Consider the following 17695-nt stretch of genomic DNA (forward strand, 5'->3'; position numbering starts at 1 on the left):
TGTATGTACAGTAACTGAGATGAATCATACCAAGAAATTGTGTCATTGCCATGACATACATCAAAAGAATTGTGCTTGCCTGGCGCCGCACTGTTTTTATACCTTACCGCATTTACTTCGTACGGCCATAGGTGTCTTCAAAACGGACGATATCGTCCTCACCCAGATAACTGCCGGACTGCACTTCGATGATTTCCAGCGGTATCGCGCCCGGATTCGCCAGCCGGTGCACCTCACCCAGCGGAATATAAGTGGATTGATTTTCCGTCAGCAGCATGACTTTATCGCCGCAAGTGACTTCGGCCGTTCCTCTGACCACGACCCAGTGTTCAGCGCGGTGATGATGCTTTTGCAGGCTCAGGCTGGCACCGGGCTTGACCTGTATGCGTTTGACCTTGAAGCGTTCCTCTTCATCAATGCTGTCATACCAGCCCCATGGGCGATACACCTTGCGGTGCAAAGTATGTTCGTGCCGCCCCTGCTGCGTTAATTGCGCCACAATCGCCTTCACATCCTGACTCTGGCGACGGTCGGCCACCAGCACGGCATCCGGCGTTTCGACGACCACCAGATGATCAATGCCAACGGTGCTGACGAGGCGGCTGGACGAATAAATCAGGCTATTACTGGAATTGGTCTGTATCACATCGCCATAGGTCACGTTCGCCCGCGCATCCTGTTTGCCGACCTGCCAGACCGCATCCCACGCGCCGAGATCGTTCCAACCGGCGGCCAGCGGAATCATGCGTATGTCAAAAGCTGACCCCGGGCATTTTTCCATCACGGCATAATCGATAGAGTCTGCAGGAATCTTGACAAAAGCGGCCGCGTCGGGGCGGATGAATTGAGCATCACTGGTTTTCTCAGACCAGGATAATCTGGCTGACTCAGCAATATCAGGCCGGAATTGCGCCAGCGCTTTCAACCAGGTGCTGGCTCTGAGCACAAACATGCCGCTATTCCAAAGGTACTCGCCGCTGTCCAGATATTGCTGCGCCGTCGCTGCATCGGGCTTTTCGGCAAACTGCGCGACTGCAGATTCGCCAAATGATGCGGCCTGCCCGGTTCTGCGGATATAGCCGTAGCCAGTTTCAGGGCGATCAGGCGTAATGCCTAAAATAATAATCGCGCCATCGCTGGCGGCACGCACGCTCTGCTGTAATGCGCTGGTGAACGCGGCGTCATTTTGTATGGTCTGATCTGCCGGCGTCACCACCAAGACTGGATCATCGCCGTTGGCGGTAGCTTCGAGCGCCGCCAGCGTCAATGCCGGTGCGGTATTTTTCCCGGCGGGTTCCAGTAACAGACTGGCCTGAACCGACTTCATTTCACGCAATTGATCGAGTGCCAGAAAACGGTGCTCTTCATTGGTCACGATCAGTGTAGGACTGACCTGAATATCGGCATCAGCAATTGCATTCACGCGTTGCACAGCCTGCTGAAACAGGCTGGTCGTGCCAGACAACACCAGAAACTGTTTAGGAAAACCAGCGCGTGACAAGGGCCACAGGCGGGTGCCTGAACCTCCACATAAAATTACCGGAACAATTTTAGTCATTGATAATTCCCGCCTGCATTACTTCAATCATTAGCGCTTATTCGCGCTTCATCCTGGAATTCGCCTGCTGCTTTACTCGGCGGATTCCAGCAACTGTTCGCTGGTTCTGCCGAAACGACGTTCGCGCTTCTGGAACGAGGCGATCGCTTCATCCAGCGATTTGCCATCGAAATCCGGCCAGTAGGTATCGGTAAAGAAAAATTCGGAATAAGCCATTTGCCACAGCAGGAAATTCGATATGCGCGCCTCGCCACCGGTGCGTATCAGCATATCTGGTGGCGGCGCATACGCCATAGACAATTTTGATGACAGCATTTCTTCGGTAATGCTGTCCTGATCCAGCCCTTCACGAATCAAGGCATTACAGGCATTGACGATATCCCAGCGACCACCGTAATTGGCGCAGATCGTCAGCGTCAGCCCGGTATTGGCGGCGGTTTTTTCTTCTGCGTTGCGGATCAGCTCTTTGAGTTCGGTGTCAAACTTGCTCAGATCACCAATGATTTTCAGACGGATATTGTTCTGGCACATATTATTAATCTCAAGTACCAGCACTTTCCGGAACAACTTCATGAGCAGTGAGACTTCCTCCGGTGGACGACGCCAGTTTTCTGAGCTGAACGCAAACAAAGTCAGATAGCGCACGCCGCGATTACAACACGCTTCCACCACTTTATTGACGGCATTCACCCCTTTGGTATGACCGGCAAAACGGGGCAACAATCGTTGCTTCGCCCATCTGCCGTTACCATCCATAATGATTGCGATATGTTCGGGGATGTTTCCTGATTCAGCCTTGGCGGGCTTACTTAAGTCTTTACTCATACAATTTACATTCTTTATTTAACACGTCTATCCAAGATAACAACCTCCAAGAATGTCACAACGTTGATACGAGCACATCAATTTCGAAGGTATCAGTCATCAGTCCACGTTCCGGGCGACTTATCTGGTACGCGGGGGATTATAAAAGACTTCACCGGAAACCAAAGGATTAATCTGCAATTCAACTCTGAATTTATTTTCAATTAAACAATATTTAACTCTTCTTGCAAGCCACTCGCCCGCAGCGTCAGACGCCCGATTGCATGGCTCAGCACACCGGATACCGGCGTCAGCAGGCTGAAATTCTGCTTTGCCCGCGTAATACCGGTATAAATCAGCTCGCGGGTAATCACTGGCGACGCTTCGGCCGGCAATACCATCACCGTATGCTGAAATTCAGACCCTTGGGATTTATGCACGGTCATTGCGAACGCGGTTTCAACATGGCGCAAACGTGAGGTCAGCACGTGGCGCAATTTATCGCCATCCAGAAAATAAACCCGTTGTACCTTGTCTTTACTGAAGTCAGGCAAGGTCATACCGATGTCGCCGTTAAAAACACCGGTACCGTAATCGTTACGGGTAATCATCACCGGACGCCCGCTATACCATTCATTACGGCTGTTGATGTGTCCCAGTTGATGCAGGTGTCGTTCGATGGCCTGATTCAAACCACTGACGCCCCAATCGCCTTCCCGGACGGCGCACAGAATACGGAATGATTCGAATGCTTTCAGAACAGCAATCACCCATAGATGAAACTGCGCTTCATCGCCACCCTGCGGCCTTTGTGCCAGCAATTGCAGATAAGTGAAATAACCGCCCCCTGCGCCAGCCCTGCCATACAAAGCCATTTGCAATAGCGTTTTTTGCTGGGCAGATTCGGCCCAGAACAGGACTTGCTCATCCGCGCGGCGCAAACAATCAATCGCAAGGTCTGTCTGCCCGCTGTTCACAGCCAGTGCCAGCGTGCCGATGGCACCGCTGAACCTACGGCTTTTTCTGAGCATCACGGTCTGCTGCGCAATCACGCTGCCATCGGCAATGAACTCTGCCGGAATCTGTTTGCCGCAGGCGCTGGCAATATAGCGCGCCGTGGCAGGCGAGTAATTTCCAGATTCGGCGCGATCGCACAAATCGCCCAACACCGCCCCCGCCTCTACCGATGCCAACTGGTCTTTATCGCCCAGCAAAATCAACATGGTGGAATCTGGCAGCGCCGCTAACAGCGAGGCCATCATTTCCAGATGTACCATCGATGCCTCATCCACGATCAGCACGTCAATATCCAGCAGATTTCCCGCATGATGCCGAAATGCCCGCGTATCAGGGCGAGCGCCCAGCAAACTATGCAGCGTACGCGCGGCACCGATACGGTTGGTCAATTCCGCCAGCGGCAGCGCAGGGCCGATTTTTTCTGCGAGTTCCGACAAAGCATGATCAATCGCCTGCTTCAGGCGCGCTGCAGCTTTACCGGTCGGCGCGGCCAGTGCGATGCGCAAACGTTCGGGCTGTGCGGACAAGGCAAACAACAAGGCCAGCAGCCGCGCCACGGTGTAGGTTTTCCCCGTACCAGGCCCGCCGGTAATGACAGAAAAATGGCTGCGGACAGCAATCGCACAAGCGGTCTTTTGCCAGTCAATCTCGTCGGAAGCGTTGAACAAGATATCCAGCCAGCGCGACACTGCTGCCACATCGACAGGCATCAAGGCAGATGCGCGCTGTCTGACGGCATTGGCAATCGCCATTTCATGTCGCCAGTAACGACGCAGATACAGGCTGTCTCTGTGCAACACCAGCGGTTGCTGCTGATCGTCCTGACTTTCCATGTCAGCGGCATAAATTTGTGCGGAACTACCGAGTACATCCAGCCAACCGACCACGTCGGCAGGCAATTCCATATCAGCGATCAGCGTTTCCCACAGCGACACATCCCATCCCAACAAAGCACAAGGATCAGTCACCAAGGCGTCGAGTTTGATACAACTATGACCAAGCGCTTCAAGTTCACATAACAAGCCAACTATCAGCATCTGGCGCTGGTCCTGCATGCCGAGGCTGTGCATAAAGCGAACAAAAGCAACGGACAAAAGACGGACATGGCCACGCTCTGCATATTGTTTTAGCCGTTCCAGCACTGGCGGTGTCGCTACCATCATGATGGGAATTCCTTTGTATCATTAACCGATCTATGATCATCGCGCATCATCTGATCGAGTCTGGCGAGAAATTCCGAGTCTGATTCAAGATGGTAACAACCATGCGTCTCTTCGTTGGCAACGCCGCGCATAAAGAAAAAAATCGCACCGCCAAGATGGATGTCAGGGTCGTAAGCCTCACCGATACGCAACTGCAACAAGCGGTGTAAGGCCAGCATATAGATCGCTCCCTGCACATCATATCGATGCGCCGCCATGGCAGAGGCGAGACCCGCTTTGTGATAACTCAGATCGTCAACACCAACAACATTCGACTTGTAATCCAGCACCCAGTACTTTCCTTCATATTCAAACACCAGATCGGCAAAACCCATCAGCAAACCATGCAACTCGCGTTCACCCAGGGCATCGCATGGTATGCCGTCCAGAAAAAATTCCTGACATAAGCGATCTATCTTCTGCGCATTCACCCGCTCACACGGAAACCAGAATTCCATCTCGGGCAAAAACGTCGATAGCCCTATCAGGCTGGCATTCGCTGGCAATAAGGGGGTCGTGACGATGCGCCTTAGCCAGACGATGATATCGTCCAGATGATTATCCCAGCCTGCGCGCTGACAACGGGAAGTCAGTCTGGCATCAAAGCTGTCGGACTCTATGAAATCAAAGCCCTCGCCCGCCATCCATTCGAGCTGCTCATGTAAAAATTGTCCCGGCATCGCACCACGCGGAAAACGATGCCAAGCGCTGTTGCCCGATGCCGACACAGGTGCGGTGTCATCGTCTTCCAGCAGCTTGCTGTCCTGCACCCGGGTCATACTGCTGGTGGACGTCATACCGCGTGTCAGCGAGGTAAAACTACCAACCGCCCAGTCGCGTTCAAATTCGTGTTTGTACTCAGGCATTTCCACCAGGCTTTGTTTCGTTTCCTGGCGCTTGTAGATATTAACGTCCGGTAACTCTGTAACGTCAATGATAGCGATATCGTTGCAATCATCGCGCATTTTTTGCAAAGCATCGTACAGGGCGTCAGCCTCCAGTGTCGTTTCCCCCGCCAGCAGATAGCCAAACGCAGACTCGTGTATTTTGTCCTGATTCGAGGAGATACCCAGCCACAGCGCATGCACGGCGCGGGTGACCGCCACATAAAACAGGCGGATGTCCTCTTCTTTTCTGGCACGGTTCACTGCATCCAGCGCTGCCTGCGATAAAGCAAAATCAATTTTCCGCACACCGGATTCATCGACGTAATCAAAGAAACTGCGGTTCATCCGGGTCGTCACCCGGGTCGATACGGCAAATGGCAGATACACCAACGGATATTGCAAGCCCTTGGATTTATGTATCGTAATCACCTTGACTAGTTTTGCGTCGCTTTCCAGTCGCAAGATGTGTTCATCGCTGTGCTGACTATCGTCCGACATTTGCTCTGCCAGCCAGCGAACCAGCGATTGTTCGCCATCCAGTTGCATGCTGGCCGTTTCAAGCAATTCAGCCAGATGCAGGATATTGGTTAAACTTCGTTCGCCGCCGACTTCGCTGAGTAGTTTTGCCGGTAATTCCAGCATGTGAATAAAACGCCGGATCGCAGCAAGTGCGCCCTGCCGTTGCCAGACAGAGTGCAGTTCTTTTAATTGCCCGGTACAGTTTTCCCACGCCTCATCGTCGGACGCCAGCGTGACCAGTTGCGCGATGCTGAGTTTCGCTGTTTTGGTGGCAAACGCAGCACGACCGATAGTGTCATCCAGCGGATTCGCGAATGCATGCAGCCAACGCAAGACATCTCTGGCCTCGTCGCTATTGAGTACCGAATCTTTATCTGACAAATACACGCTGGCGATATTTCGCTTTTGCAGTGCGCTGCGAACGGCTTCGGCTTCAAATTTATCCCGCACCAGAATCGCGATATCCGCCGCCTGCAATCGCTGCATTCCCTGTGCGCCCTGAAAACCCGTCCGCGGGCTATTCAGTTGCATCACAATATGCTCGGCACAGTGTTCCGCAAAAAAATAAAGATACTCGTCTTTTTTCATATCCGGATTCGCCGATGCCCACAGATTCAGCGCTTTGACTTCACCATCGGCATTGACGAATTTTTCTGCCCGGCCATGTGCGGCGACCGCTTCAAATGGCATGGGATCGGATGCCGCGCGCCGGAACCGGAAAGCACCGGCGGCAAACGCGGCATCGTCATTTGTTTCCGCGTGCAGAAACACATGATTCACCGCATGCACCAGCGCATGGGTGGAACGGAAGTTGGTGCCCAGCAGATAATGGCGACCCGTGGTCGCTTCGCGGGCAGCCAGATAACTTTGTATATCAGCACCGCGAAAACCGTAAATCGATTGTTTAGGATCGCCAATCAGAAACAAGCCCTGCGTCGCCGCGTTCTCGTTAATACGATAAATCGCGTCAAAAATCGCATACTGATCTGGCGAGGTATCCTGAAATTCATCAACCATCGCCACCGGATATTGCTGACGGATACGCAGATTCAGTGCCGCCGCATTCGGCCCGCTGACTGCTGCACGCAAGCGTTGCAACATATCGTTAAAACCAAACTGGCGACTGCTACGCTTGAGCAAATCCGCACGGGCAACGATGACAGAAACGGCATGCCGATACAGCGCATGTTTCATCGGTTCGATCTCCCGCAGCATTGCAGCGAGCGGTGCTACGTCGTTAAATACGGCGGGAATAACCGGTTCATATCCTTTATTACATGCGCTCAGTAAGGCATCCGGTGTCAGCTTTTCTGCGGCGGTGTCAAAGCCATCCGGCCATACCAGCGAAGGTGTCTGCGCCCAGACTTTCAGACCTGCCAGCCACTTATCCAGCGAGGCGGGTTTTAATTTGGTCGCACTGAATTGTTTCGGTGACGCCTCTCTTTGCGCGGCAAACCATTGCATCATCTGATCGGCTTTCTCTACCCAGCCTGCTTTCAGACCGACCAGAATTTTTTCCTGCTCCGCCAATGTCTGCGCAATAAAAACGGATAAAGGCTGCGTGATACGCTCACCAAGCAAACCGGCAAACGGCACCAGCTTCAATACAGCAGCTGAAAGTGCAGGTGCATCATTCCAGAACGAGGTCACCAGTGAAAACCCATCGCTATCAAGCGGATACACCTGCTGCCGCCAGTAATCCAGCGCGGCATTTTCGAGTAAGGAAGACTCGCTGGCGATCAGCTCTTCATCGAACAGACAAGCACTATCAAACGCATGCTCTTTGAGCATACGCTGACACCATGCATCGATCGTAAAAATCGCCGCTTCATCCATAGCCTGCGCCGCCATACTGAGTCGATACGCCGCCTGTTGTTGCAATTCCTGCGTAGGATAAGCCTGTATCAATTCGCTGATGAAATGATCATTCGCGGGCACCTCGCCAGACCTGAAGTAGCCAGCAGCTTCAGTCAGCCGCTGCCGTATGCGATCCGACAATTCTCTGGTTGCGGCACGCGTGAACGTCATCACCAGAATTTCTGAGGGATGTAAAGCGCGTTGAAACGCATGCTCACCGCCATGCCCCAGCACCAGACGCAAATACAATGCGGCGATGGTCCAGGTTTTTCCGGTTCCAGCACTCGCCTCAATCAGGCGACTGCCATGTAAAGGAAAGCTTAATGGATGCAGTAGATGGCTCATTCTGATTCTCCCGTCTCTGTCGTCGCACTCAGAGGCGTTACCTGAATCTCACGCGCCCATTGGAATAAGGGCTCATACAATGTTCTGGCGACGTTTTCCCAATCAGGCTCGGCACTTAATGCAGAAAAATCAGGCCACATCCTCGCCAGATAAGGGCTTTCTACTTCGCCGCTCATGTTATAGCCACCGTCATAGGTTTGTTGTGGGTTATCACCTGCAATCAGCGCCAGCGCGGTCTTACAGGCGACCGGCAAAATACCATCAAGACCCGCGCGCCATAATGCAATCAGCGTTTCCAGTGTTGCTGTCGCGGCAGCCTGCGCCAAAGGCGGCATGCACAGGCTGGCATCGCGTGCGACCAGATAAAAAGTCACAGGATAATTCAGGCTCGCGGCGACTAATTGCCTGATCCAGATATCAATCACTTTATCTGCACGTAATTCGCCCTTGGCATTGCACACTTTGCTAGCGATCTGCATGATGGAAACGGTTTGCTCACCATCAGTACGCAGGTTTTCCAGCCAATCCGAGATACTGATATTCTTACTGATATTCTGACAGTGAAACTGCACCGGCAACTTCGCTGCAGGATCAGGGAATAATTCACATAATTTCAGCCACGCTGTTTGCACCGGCATCATTTCAGCCACCAGCAGACGCTGCCATTTTTTCCCCATAAAGCCTACCGGCAACAGCCCCTCACGTGAAAGCTGCGCAGATTTTTCGGTCAGTTTTGTTTCAAGCTCAACGATATTGCCCGGTACATCACCGCTATTGATCAGCCTGTCATTCAGAAAATACTCTTGTAAAGCATCGAGATTGAAAGGTTCCTCAGTGCCGGTCATTTGCTCTTCATCAGCAAATTGCACCCCTAAGCGCTGTTGAAAAAAATGGGCAACGGGCTGACGGACGAAGCGACTCAATTCTCTGAGTTTCAGACTCAGATCGGCATCATCTCCCATGACAGGAACACTATGATCAGCCGCAAACTGTTGCGCTTGCTGTTGTGTTTGTAGCTGCGTTTGCAAATACGCGGCCCCCCATTCACGCGCATACGTCAGCGGCCGGTCCGGCCCTGCAAAAAAATACGCGCGGCTGAACGCCTGCATAGGATATTCATGTGTGTGCTCTTGCAAATCAATATCCCAGCCCGCATTCAGATAATCACGCAGCTGAGATACCAACACAGACGGCGGCTGTTCAGAATTATCACGAATATTTTTTCCTACCCAACTGACGTAAAGCCTGGATCGTGCAGCCAGAATCGCCTCCAGCATCAGATACCTGTCATCGTCACGCCGCGAACGGTCACCGGGTCGCGCCATTCCTTGCAGGGCCAGCAAATCAAAATCGACCTGACTCGTTCTGCGCGGGAAATCACCTTCATTCATGCCTAACAGACAGACCAGTTGGAACGGCATCGAGCGCATGGGCATGAAGGTACAGAAAGTCACGCCACCAGAAATAAAACGATGATTCAGCGTTGCCTCGTCAATTGACGCCAGCCATGGTTCGCGGAAAACCGCCAGCGGAATCGCTTCGTCAAAATGCGCCTGCTCACACGCATTCAGATACTTGTCGAGTGACTCATGCAACCGTGCCAGCAACACCCTGTCGCTCTCGCCTGAGGCGGCAAAAAAATCAGTCAGTAATTGCCGCGCCTGCTCGGCCCAGACCAACGGTGTCTGCGGTAATGCCAGTCTGTTTTGCCATGCAATCAGCGCTTCGACAAATTCGGCAAGACAGCCCGCCAGTGCAGATGACAGCCCGCCAACTTCAGCGTATGGCTCTATGTCTTGATAGTGCTGCTGAGCGCCATTCGCATAACCAAGCAACATACGGCGAATGCCGAAAATCCAGGAATTCTGCTCACCAGTCGCGCCCAGCCCCAAGCCGTCCCTATGCTGTTGATTTAAGCCCCAACGGATTCCGGCACCATTAATCCAGGTTTTCAGTACCGGTAAATCTTCTTCATCCAGACCAAAGCGCGCCGCAATCGCGGGAACTTCCAGTAAATCCACAACTTCATTCTGCTGACAGCGCTGCTGCGGCAGGCGTAATAACCAGTCGAGTGCCACCATCACCGGATTCGTTTTACGATCAGAGACGTCGCCTATCTCATACGGAATATAACGTTGATCCGTCCGTTTATATTGGCCGAACACGGCGCGTATTGACGGTGTGAACTGTGCAATATCCGGCACCATAACCACCACATCACGCGGACGAATTGTATTGTCCGCTTCTGCAAAAACCCCTAACAGACGGTCATGCAGAATCTCAACTTCCCTCTGGACACTATGCGCCAGATGAAACTCTATCGAAGTATCTGTCGGGGCAACTGGCGAACGGGGATGTTCCGCTAACGGCAGCAAATCGCGTATCGCCGCCTGCACTTGCGTCAGCAAAGAGTGTCCTGCTTCTTCTGAAAATAAATCAATTTTTAAACCGGCAAAACCTGTGCGCGCCAATTCAGCCTGATCAAACTCATCGAGCATGCGGACGAAGTCGCGCCCCAGACGCCCCCAGCCAGCCAGCAAAGGATGGGCGTGGGCATGTAATTCTTCAATCGGGATCAGGGATAAATCAGTTTGATTTCGCAATTGTTGCCGCTTGAACTGCGCCCTGAACAACTCGCGCCCCTCAATAATATCGCCCCAGAAATACTGACAGGGATTGGGCACGGCGAGTATGACTTGCGTATGATGGGCCAACGCAGATAATGCTTCCAGTGTCTGCCGCGGCAACGCAGAGACGCCGAATAAAACGACCCGGCGCGGCAATGGTGTGGCTGGCGCAACACCGCCGGAGGCCGCGTCCACAAAGCGCCGGTGCACATTCACGCGCCCCAGCAAACGCTCTGCCTCAGGTAAATCAGCCAGAATCGCTCGCCATAATTTGGCCTGCCAGCGCTGATCTGCCGGCAATGGTACGAGCTCGCCGTTCGCGCGACGCAACTGATCCAGCCCCAGACTCCAGTCCTGTAACCAGTCAGTCCGGTACACCTGATATAAATCGATCAGATCTGCCAATCTGGACACCAGTTGATAGCGCCGTTCGGCATCGCCATCGGCCAGAAAATGTTTTAACGGAGAAAAATCACTATCCTGCAACAACGAGGGAATCAGGCGCATCAGCCGCCAGGTCAGGGGCATTTTATCGAGTGACGATGTTGAGGGTATCTCTGCTTTACCGAGCATGGAACGATAGATTGTCCACAAGAAACGACCAGGCAGTTCGATACGATTCGCCGCGCTGATGTCGAAATTCTCTGCCAGCGATATTTTGAGCCACTCAGCCACGCCGTTTGACTGCACCAGGAAAATATCTTTTTCCAGCGGCGACAAGGGGTTGCGTCGTATCCACTCAAATACGGCCGCACTCAACTGCTCCAACTGATTACTGTGCAAAATAATCAGCCCTGGCTTGATCATTGAAGGCATAAAAATAGGCGAGAACTGTTATGGGATAGTAGAAACAGGAATGTCCGGCTCAGCTGTCTGCTGTTTAAAACGGAACCGATGCAAGCGTACCGGCACAGACGAAACTGTCCGGTATTTTTACATAAGTCACTCAGGGAGATATTAAAATTTTACCGCTGGTGCGTATGTTCCGCAGCGTATGAACACTCAGCAATACCATCCCGCAGATGGGACAGAACAAAGACATCAATCGGACCGGGTTAATGCTGATTCACAAATACCCTGACGGATAATCCGCATATCATTTCACGCGCTGCTTACTGAGCTTACGTGCCAAAGTGCGTCTGTGCATACCCAGACGTCGCGCTGCTTCGGAGATATTGAACTCGGATTCCACCAGCACTTCGTGTATGCGTTCCCACTCCAGCGTTTTAATTGAGGTCGGACGATTCGTCAGCTCCAGATCGGTGACACCGGCGACATGGCCGAAAGCGGCTTCGATATCATCGGTATTCGATGGTTTTGCCAGATACTGACAAGCACCCAGTTTCACGGCTTCCACGGCAGTCGCAATGCTGGCAAAGCCGGTCAGCACCACAATTTGCATGGACGGTACTTGCTGATGCAACATCTGCACACAGGCAAGCCCGGAAGCATTGCCGTTTAATTTCAGGTCAACGACCGCAAACTGCGGAGAGTGTGACTTGAGTATTTCTTCTGCCGCTTCCAGACTTTCTGCATGCAATACGGTATAAGCACGTCGCTCAAACGAACGACACAGGGTACGCGCGAATGCAGTATCGTCCTCGACAATCAGCAACAGACGACTTTCTGACATATTCAAACCTTTTTTATAGCATTAACGCTGACAGTGGCAGCTCTATTTTGACAACGGCACCACCATCCTGCCGGTTACGGGCAATCACAGAGCCGCCTAATTTACGAACAACATTCACCACAAAGTAAATACCCAGACCACTGCCCGGACGCCCTTTGGTCGATTGATAAGGCTGCCCCAGATTTTCCAGTATCGAGGGTAAAAAACCCGGACCGGTATCGGTCACAACGATGACCAGCACATCTGCGTCTCTCGATACTGTCAGGGCAAGCCATGCAGGTGAAGCTTCAAGCGCATTATCTAACACATTGCATATCATCTGCTTGAGAGCAGAATCAAACACGACAGGAACATCCTGCTGAATCTGATTTTCAAAGATGAATGTCTGTACCGGACGCGTCGTACGGAAATCGTCGACCAGTTGTTTGAGAAAGGTATTGATCGTCGTTTTGACAGAAGATTCGCCACGCGCTTCTCCGGCGGACAATAAAATACTGCTGAGTGTCGTTTTACAGCGTTGCAACTGCCTTTGCATTTCACTCAGGTCTTCGATTAAATCAGGATTATTGCTGAATTCGGGCATCCTCCTCCAGTCGCCCAGAATGACGGACATCGTTGCTAAAGGTGTACCCAGTTCATGCGCCGCGCCAGACGCCAGCAAGCCCATTTTCACTATGTGTTCTTCCTCGGTGGATCTCTGGCGGGCATCTGCCAGCTGTGCATCACGCACTTTTAAATTGCCGCTGATGCGCGTCAGAAAAAACACCAGCAAGCCAGCGTTCAGTAAAAAACAAATGATCATGCCATCGATATATAACTCTGGCATGCCACCGTTGTTATCTGAGGGCAAAAGTAAGGGGTGAGAAAATTTCGATAAACCGAGCAGGCAAAGACCACTGATCGCCACGATCAGCCAGGTTGACCATACTTCCAGCAAAACGGCGCTGAGTATGACCTGCAACAGATATAAAAAAATGAAGGGATTGGAGGTACCACCGCTCAGATACAGCTGCGCCGTCAGAATAGCGACATCGACCAGCAGCGCAAAAAATAATGCCCGGTTGGATACTTTCGTTTCCTCGTGCCAGCGCAAATGACTGGCGATATTGAAAGCAATTAACACCGCCAGCACAAACGCCATCGACAATACCGGCAAACGTATGCCGAATCCGCCGACAACCAGTGCGATCGTCGCAATCTGACCAAACACGGCCAGCCACCGCAGATGAATCAGTTGCAACATATTTTTGTGGCCAGCTGAACTCTCGTATTCTTCGGCGATGCTGGCTACGATATCCCGGTGATTTTCAGTCTTGCCGAACATCCTGATGTCCCCCATTTTCACTATGACGCTGCATCTTATTCAGACGACGGCGGTCTTCGCGGATAACCAGATAATATCCGCCCGCCACCATCAAAGCGAGAGCATACCAAGTAAGTGCATAGACCAAGTGATTGTTATGAAATGAGATAACGGTTAAACCGGCAACCGGTGCCTGATGTTCGTTTGCCAGCAAGGATTTGTAGCCTGAATCTGACTGACTGCCGGTAGCATCGGCGTCGATAAAATAAGGAGCAATCGGCGACAAGTTATGTTTTTTACCGATCGCAGCAACGTCACGCGAATACCAGCGGTCAGCCGCAGCATCGTTTTTACGTAAGAATCCGCCATCGGGCTCACTCATACGCAATAATCCTGTGATACTCACGGTCTGCCGCTGTTCCGGATGTGGTGCGGCTTTCGTTTTATTCAGTGCGGGAACAAAGCCACGGTTCAGCAGCACAACACTGCCATCAGCCTGGCGCAACGGCGTCAGCACCCAGTAGCCGCTACCGAGTACCGTCGATGCCTGCACATAACTGGTCTGCTCAGACAATAACAGCCCACTGACCTGCACATGTCGGTATTCGTCGTTCGCGGCATTCACTCCCGACCAAAGCTGTTGATCAGGAGCGGCTATTGCCGTTGCATGCACACGTTGCCCGACGCGGGCGATCAGATCGAGTTTCCATTGCAAGCGATAAATCTGCCATGTACCGAGAAAAGCAAAGCACAAAAAAAATACCCCCGCGCACATCGCAAGAGCACGTCTTACGAATAATGAACGGGGGATGTCTGTTGCTGCAACCGGGGGCTGCGCCCCGGCATTCAGATCACTCATGGCATATTGCGCATGTTGTGCATTTCATTTGGATTTTCAGTATGTTTCAGTGATTCAGGTGTTGTTTCATGCTGCATGCCTGGCATCATATTGTTATTCAGATGATACATGACCCACAGTGAGCCGCTCATCAGAATCACCACCACCATGCCGGTAAACACCAGTGCCAGCATATTCCAACCACCTTCCGAACGTGCATTCATGTGCAGGAAATACACCATGTGCACCACCACCTGCACCGCAGCCAGTGCCAGCAAGACAAAACCTGTCGTGCCGGAATTGCTGAAGACTTTGCCCATTACCAGCCAGAATGGAATGACAGTCAGAATGACTGCCAGCACAAAACCGATGACATAGGTTTTCAGGCTGCCATGATCCGCGTGATCGTCATGAGCGTGATGTCCATGATGACCGTGGTCCGCATCATGTGTTGTATGTTCGTGATGTGCACTCATGGCAAAACTCCCATCAGGTAGACAAAGGTAAATACACCGATCCAGATCACATCCAGGAAATGCCAGAACATGGACAGGCACATCAGGCGACGATTGTTTTCAGTCGTCAAACCATGACGTTTTAATTGGAACAGCAAAGTGACCAGCCAGACGATACCAAAAGTCACGTGCAGACCGTGCGTTGCCACCAGAGCAAAGAACGAAGTCAAAAAGCCACTGCGTTGAGGGCCCGCACCTTCATGAATCAGATGGATGAATTCATATAATTCCAGGCCGATAAAACAAGCACCCAGCAAGCCAGTAACCACCAGCCAGATCAGCGTGTTGTTCAGACGTTTTTTCTGCGCTTCCAGCATCGCAAAACCATAGGTAATCGATGACAGCAACAGTAAAGACGTGTTAATTGCCACCAAGGGCAGATCAAACAATTCGGCACCGGTCGGGCCGCCTGCGTAGTTACGACCGAGTACGGCATACGCGGCAAACAGACACGCAAAAATCAGGCAATCGCTCATCAGATACAGCCAGAAGCCAAGCAGCGTGCCGTTTTCCGGATGATGTTCGAGAACGAAATAGCGCGAACCAGAAGCCTGGCTCATCGCATCATGAGTAGAAATAGATTTATCAGACATGGCTAGCTAACAAACGTGTGCGTTCATTTTCGGTACGGACAACTTCGTCCGCAGGAATGTAGTAATCGCGGTTGTAATTAAAAGTATGGATGATGATGGCGGCCATCATGACGATAAAACCCAGACCTGCCAGCAGCCACATTTGCCAGATCAGTGCAAAGCCACAAGCCGCGCTGAGACCAGCGATGATGATGCCGGCTGCCGTATTTTTCGGCATATGAATTGCCAGGAATCCGGAAGTCGGGCGAGTGTAACCATTCGCTTTCATATCAACCCAGGCATCGTTGTCATGTATGCGTGGTGTGAATGCGAAATTGTATGCAGGTGGCGGAGACGATGTTGCCCACTCCAGAGTACGGCCACCCCATGGATCACCAGTCACATCGCGCAACTGTTCGCGACGCAGATAACTGACCACCAGTTGAATAACGAAACAGGCAATACCGATCGCGATCAGAACCGCGCCGGCGGCAGCGATCTGGAACCATATCTGCAATGACGGATCTTCAAAATGGCTCAGACGACGTGTCACACCCATCAGACCTAATACATACAATGGCATGAACGCGAAGTAGAAACCGATAGTCCAGAACCAGAATGAGCATTTACCCCAGAAGCTGTCGAGCTTATAGCCAAACGCTTTAGGGAACCAGTAGTTAATCGCCGCAAACACACCAAATACGACGCCACCGATAATCACATTATGGAAGTGAGCAATCAGGAACAGACTGTTGTGCAGAACAAAGTCAGCAGGTGGAACTGCCAGCAATACACCCGTCATACCACCGATCACAAATGTCACCATGAAACCCATGGTCCATAACATCGGCACTTCAAAACGGATACGTCCGCGATACATCGTAAACAACCAGTTAAACATCTTCGCACCGGTTGGAATCGAGATAATCATCGTGGTGATACCGAAGAACGAGTTGACACTCGCACCGGAACCCATCGTGAAAAAGTGATGCAGCCAGACCAGATAAGACAAGATCGTGATCACGACCGTTGCGTACACCATCGATGTGTAGCCAAACAGACGCTTGGAACAGAAAGTCGAGACGATTTCGGAATACACACCGAAGCAAGGCAGAATCAGGATGTAAACTTCAGGATGACCCCAGATCCAGATCAGATTCACGTACATCATGGAATTGCCGCCCATGTCGTTCGTGAAGAAGTTGGTACCGAAAACACGATCCAGCGACAACATTGCCAGCACCGCAGTCAACACCGGGAAAGCAGCAACGATCAGCACGTTAGTGCACAACGCAGTCCAGGTGAACACTGGCATCTTCATCATCGTCATGCCAGGAGCACGCATCTTGACGATAGTCACAATCAGGTTCACACCGGAGAGTAAGGTACCGACACCGGCAATCTGTAACGACCAGATGTAGTAATCCACCCCGACATCCGGGCTGCCTAAAATACCCGACAGTGGCGGATATGCAAGCCAGCCGGTACGCGCAAACTCGCCGACGAATAAGGATGCCATCACCAGCAATGCACCGAACGTTGTCATCCAGAAGCTGAAGTTATTCAGGAAAGGAAAAGCAACGTCACGGGCACCGATTTGCAGCGGTACAACGTAGTTCATCAACCCGGTAACGAAAGGCATCGCCACGAAGAAAATCATGATCACGCCATGCGCTGTGAACACCTGATCATAGTGATGCGGTGGCAAAAAGCCGGCCGAGTCACCGAATGCCATCGCCTGCTGCGCACGCATCATCAGCGCATCAGCAAAACCACGCAACAGCATGACCAGACCGAGGATCATGTACATGATACCGATACGCTTGTGATCAATACTTGTCAGCCATTCACGCCACAAGGCTCCCCAGACGCGGAAGTAAGTCAATGCGCCCAGCAATGCCAAGCCACCGAAAGCGACACCAGCGAAGGTAGCAAGAAGAATCGGCTCATGCAAAGGAATCGCTTCCCAGCTGAGACGGCCGAATATCAGCTTAGTCAAATCAATTTGGTCTAACATC

The 17695-nt window shown here is 51.9% G+C and carries 11 protein-coding genes; all 11 read right to left on the reverse strand.

The features are described 5' to 3' along the window. Window positions 1–112: 112 nt before the first annotated feature. The 11 genes from H8K29_RS14660 to cyoB all read right to left on the reverse strand — a co-directional run bounded on the left by H8K29_RS14660 (window position 113) and on the right by cyoB (window position 17694). Window positions 113–1558: a mannose-1-phosphate guanylyltransferase/mannose-6-phosphate isomerase gene (locus H8K29_RS14660; protein WP_186898180.1), complete on the reverse strand. Its 1446-nt coding sequence runs from the start codon at window positions 1556–1558 to the stop codon at window positions 113–115. A 72-nt stretch (window positions 1559–1630) separates the two neighbouring features. Further along, on the reverse strand, window positions 1631–2383 hold the full coding sequence (locus tag H8K29_RS14665) for an isoprenyl transferase (RefSeq protein WP_186898181.1): 753 nt from the start codon (window positions 2381–2383) through the stop codon (window positions 1631–1633). 203 nt (window positions 2384–2586) lie between these two features. Then, window positions 2587–4542 (reverse strand): exodeoxyribonuclease V subunit alpha, encoded by a 1956-nt coding sequence (recD, locus tag H8K29_RS14670; protein WP_186898182.1) that lies wholly within the window; start codon window positions 4540–4542, stop codon window positions 2587–2589. After that, window positions 4539–8189: an exodeoxyribonuclease V subunit beta gene (recB, locus tag H8K29_RS14675; RefSeq protein WP_186898183.1), complete on the reverse strand. Its 3651-nt coding sequence runs from the start codon at window positions 8187–8189 to the stop codon at window positions 4539–4541. The genes recD and recB overlap by 4 nt, the downstream gene beginning before the upstream one ends. Further along, window positions 8186–11632 (reverse strand): exodeoxyribonuclease V subunit gamma, encoded by a 3447-nt coding sequence (gene recC / locus H8K29_RS14680; protein ID WP_186898184.1) that lies wholly within the window; start codon window positions 11630–11632, stop codon window positions 8186–8188. The genes recB and recC overlap by 4 nt, the downstream gene beginning before the upstream one ends. 280 nt (window positions 11633–11912) lie before the next feature. Beyond that, a complete protein-coding gene (locus H8K29_RS14685; protein WP_186898185.1) occupies window positions 11913–12449 on the reverse strand; it encodes a response regulator transcription factor in 537 nt (178 codons plus the stop codon). A gap of 13 nt (window positions 12450–12462) precedes the next feature. After that, a complete protein-coding gene (locus H8K29_RS14690) occupies window positions 12463–13773 on the reverse strand; it encodes an ATP-binding protein (RefSeq protein ID WP_186898186.1) in 1311 nt (436 codons plus the stop codon). Next, window positions 13757–14611, reverse strand: a complete 855-nt coding sequence (locus H8K29_RS14695) for an SURF1 family protein (RefSeq protein WP_186898187.1) — start codon at window positions 14609–14611, stop codon at window positions 13757–13759. Before H8K29_RS14695 ends, H8K29_RS14690 begins: the two co-directional genes overlap by 17 nt. Then, window positions 14608–15066, reverse strand: coding sequence for a cytochrome o ubiquinol oxidase subunit IV (gene cyoD, locus H8K29_RS14700; RefSeq protein ID WP_186898188.1), 459 nt, complete (start codon window positions 15064–15066; stop codon window positions 14608–14610). Before cyoD ends, H8K29_RS14695 begins: the two co-directional genes overlap by 4 nt. Then, on the reverse strand, window positions 15063–15698 hold the full coding sequence (cyoC, locus tag H8K29_RS14705; RefSeq protein WP_186885748.1) for a cytochrome o ubiquinol oxidase subunit III: 636 nt from the start codon (window positions 15696–15698) through the stop codon (window positions 15063–15065). The genes cyoD and cyoC overlap by 4 nt, the downstream gene beginning before the upstream one ends. Then, on the reverse strand, window positions 15691–17694 hold the full coding sequence (gene cyoB / locus H8K29_RS14710) for a cytochrome o ubiquinol oxidase subunit I (protein WP_186898189.1): 2004 nt from the start codon (window positions 17692–17694) through the stop codon (window positions 15691–15693). Before cyoB ends, cyoC begins: the two co-directional genes overlap by 8 nt. Window position 17695 lies beyond the last annotated feature (1 nt).

It is taken from the genome of Undibacterium sp. CY21W (assembly GCF_014284265.1).
Classification (GTDB): Bacteria; Pseudomonadota; Gammaproteobacteria; order Burkholderiales; family Burkholderiaceae_D; genus Undibacterium; species Undibacterium aquatile.

Coding starts and splice junctions, on each gene's coding strand:
- H8K29_RS14660 (WP_186898180.1), bottom strand. CDS start 1,558: ATGACTAAAATTGTTCCGGTAATTTTATGTGGAGGTTCAGGCACCCGC.
- H8K29_RS14665 (WP_186898181.1), bottom strand. CDS start 2,383: ATGAGTAAAGACTTAAGTAAGCCCGCCAAGGCTGAATCAGGAAACATC.
- recD (WP_186898182.1), bottom strand. CDS start 4,542: ATGATGGTAGCGACACCGCCAGTGCTGGAACGGCTAAAACAATATGCA.
- recB (WP_186898183.1), bottom strand. CDS start 8,189: ATGAGCCATCTACTGCATCCATTAAGCTTTCCTTTACATGGCAGTCGC.
- recC (WP_186898184.1), bottom strand. CDS start 11,632: ATGCCTTCAATGATCAAGCCAGGGCTGATTATTTTGCACAGTAATCAG.
- H8K29_RS14685 (WP_186898185.1), bottom strand. CDS start 12,449: ATGTCAGAAAGTCGTCTGTTGCTGATTGTCGAGGACGATACTGCATTC.
- H8K29_RS14690 (WP_186898186.1), bottom strand. CDS start 13,773: ATGTTCGGCAAGACTGAAAATCACCGGGATATCGTAGCCAGCATCGCC.
- H8K29_RS14695 (WP_186898187.1), bottom strand. CDS start 14,611: ATGAGTGATCTGAATGCCGGGGCGCAGCCCCCGGTTGCAGCAACAGAC.
- cyoD (WP_186898188.1), bottom strand. CDS start 15,066: ATGAGTGCACATCACGAACATACAACACATGATGCGGACCACGGTCAT.
- cyoC (WP_186885748.1), bottom strand. CDS start 15,698: ATGTCTGATAAATCTATTTCTACTCATGATGCGATGAGCCAGGCTTCT.
- cyoB (WP_186898189.1), bottom strand. CDS start 17,694: ATGTTAGACCAAATTGATTTGACTAAGCTGATATTCGGCCGTCTCAGC.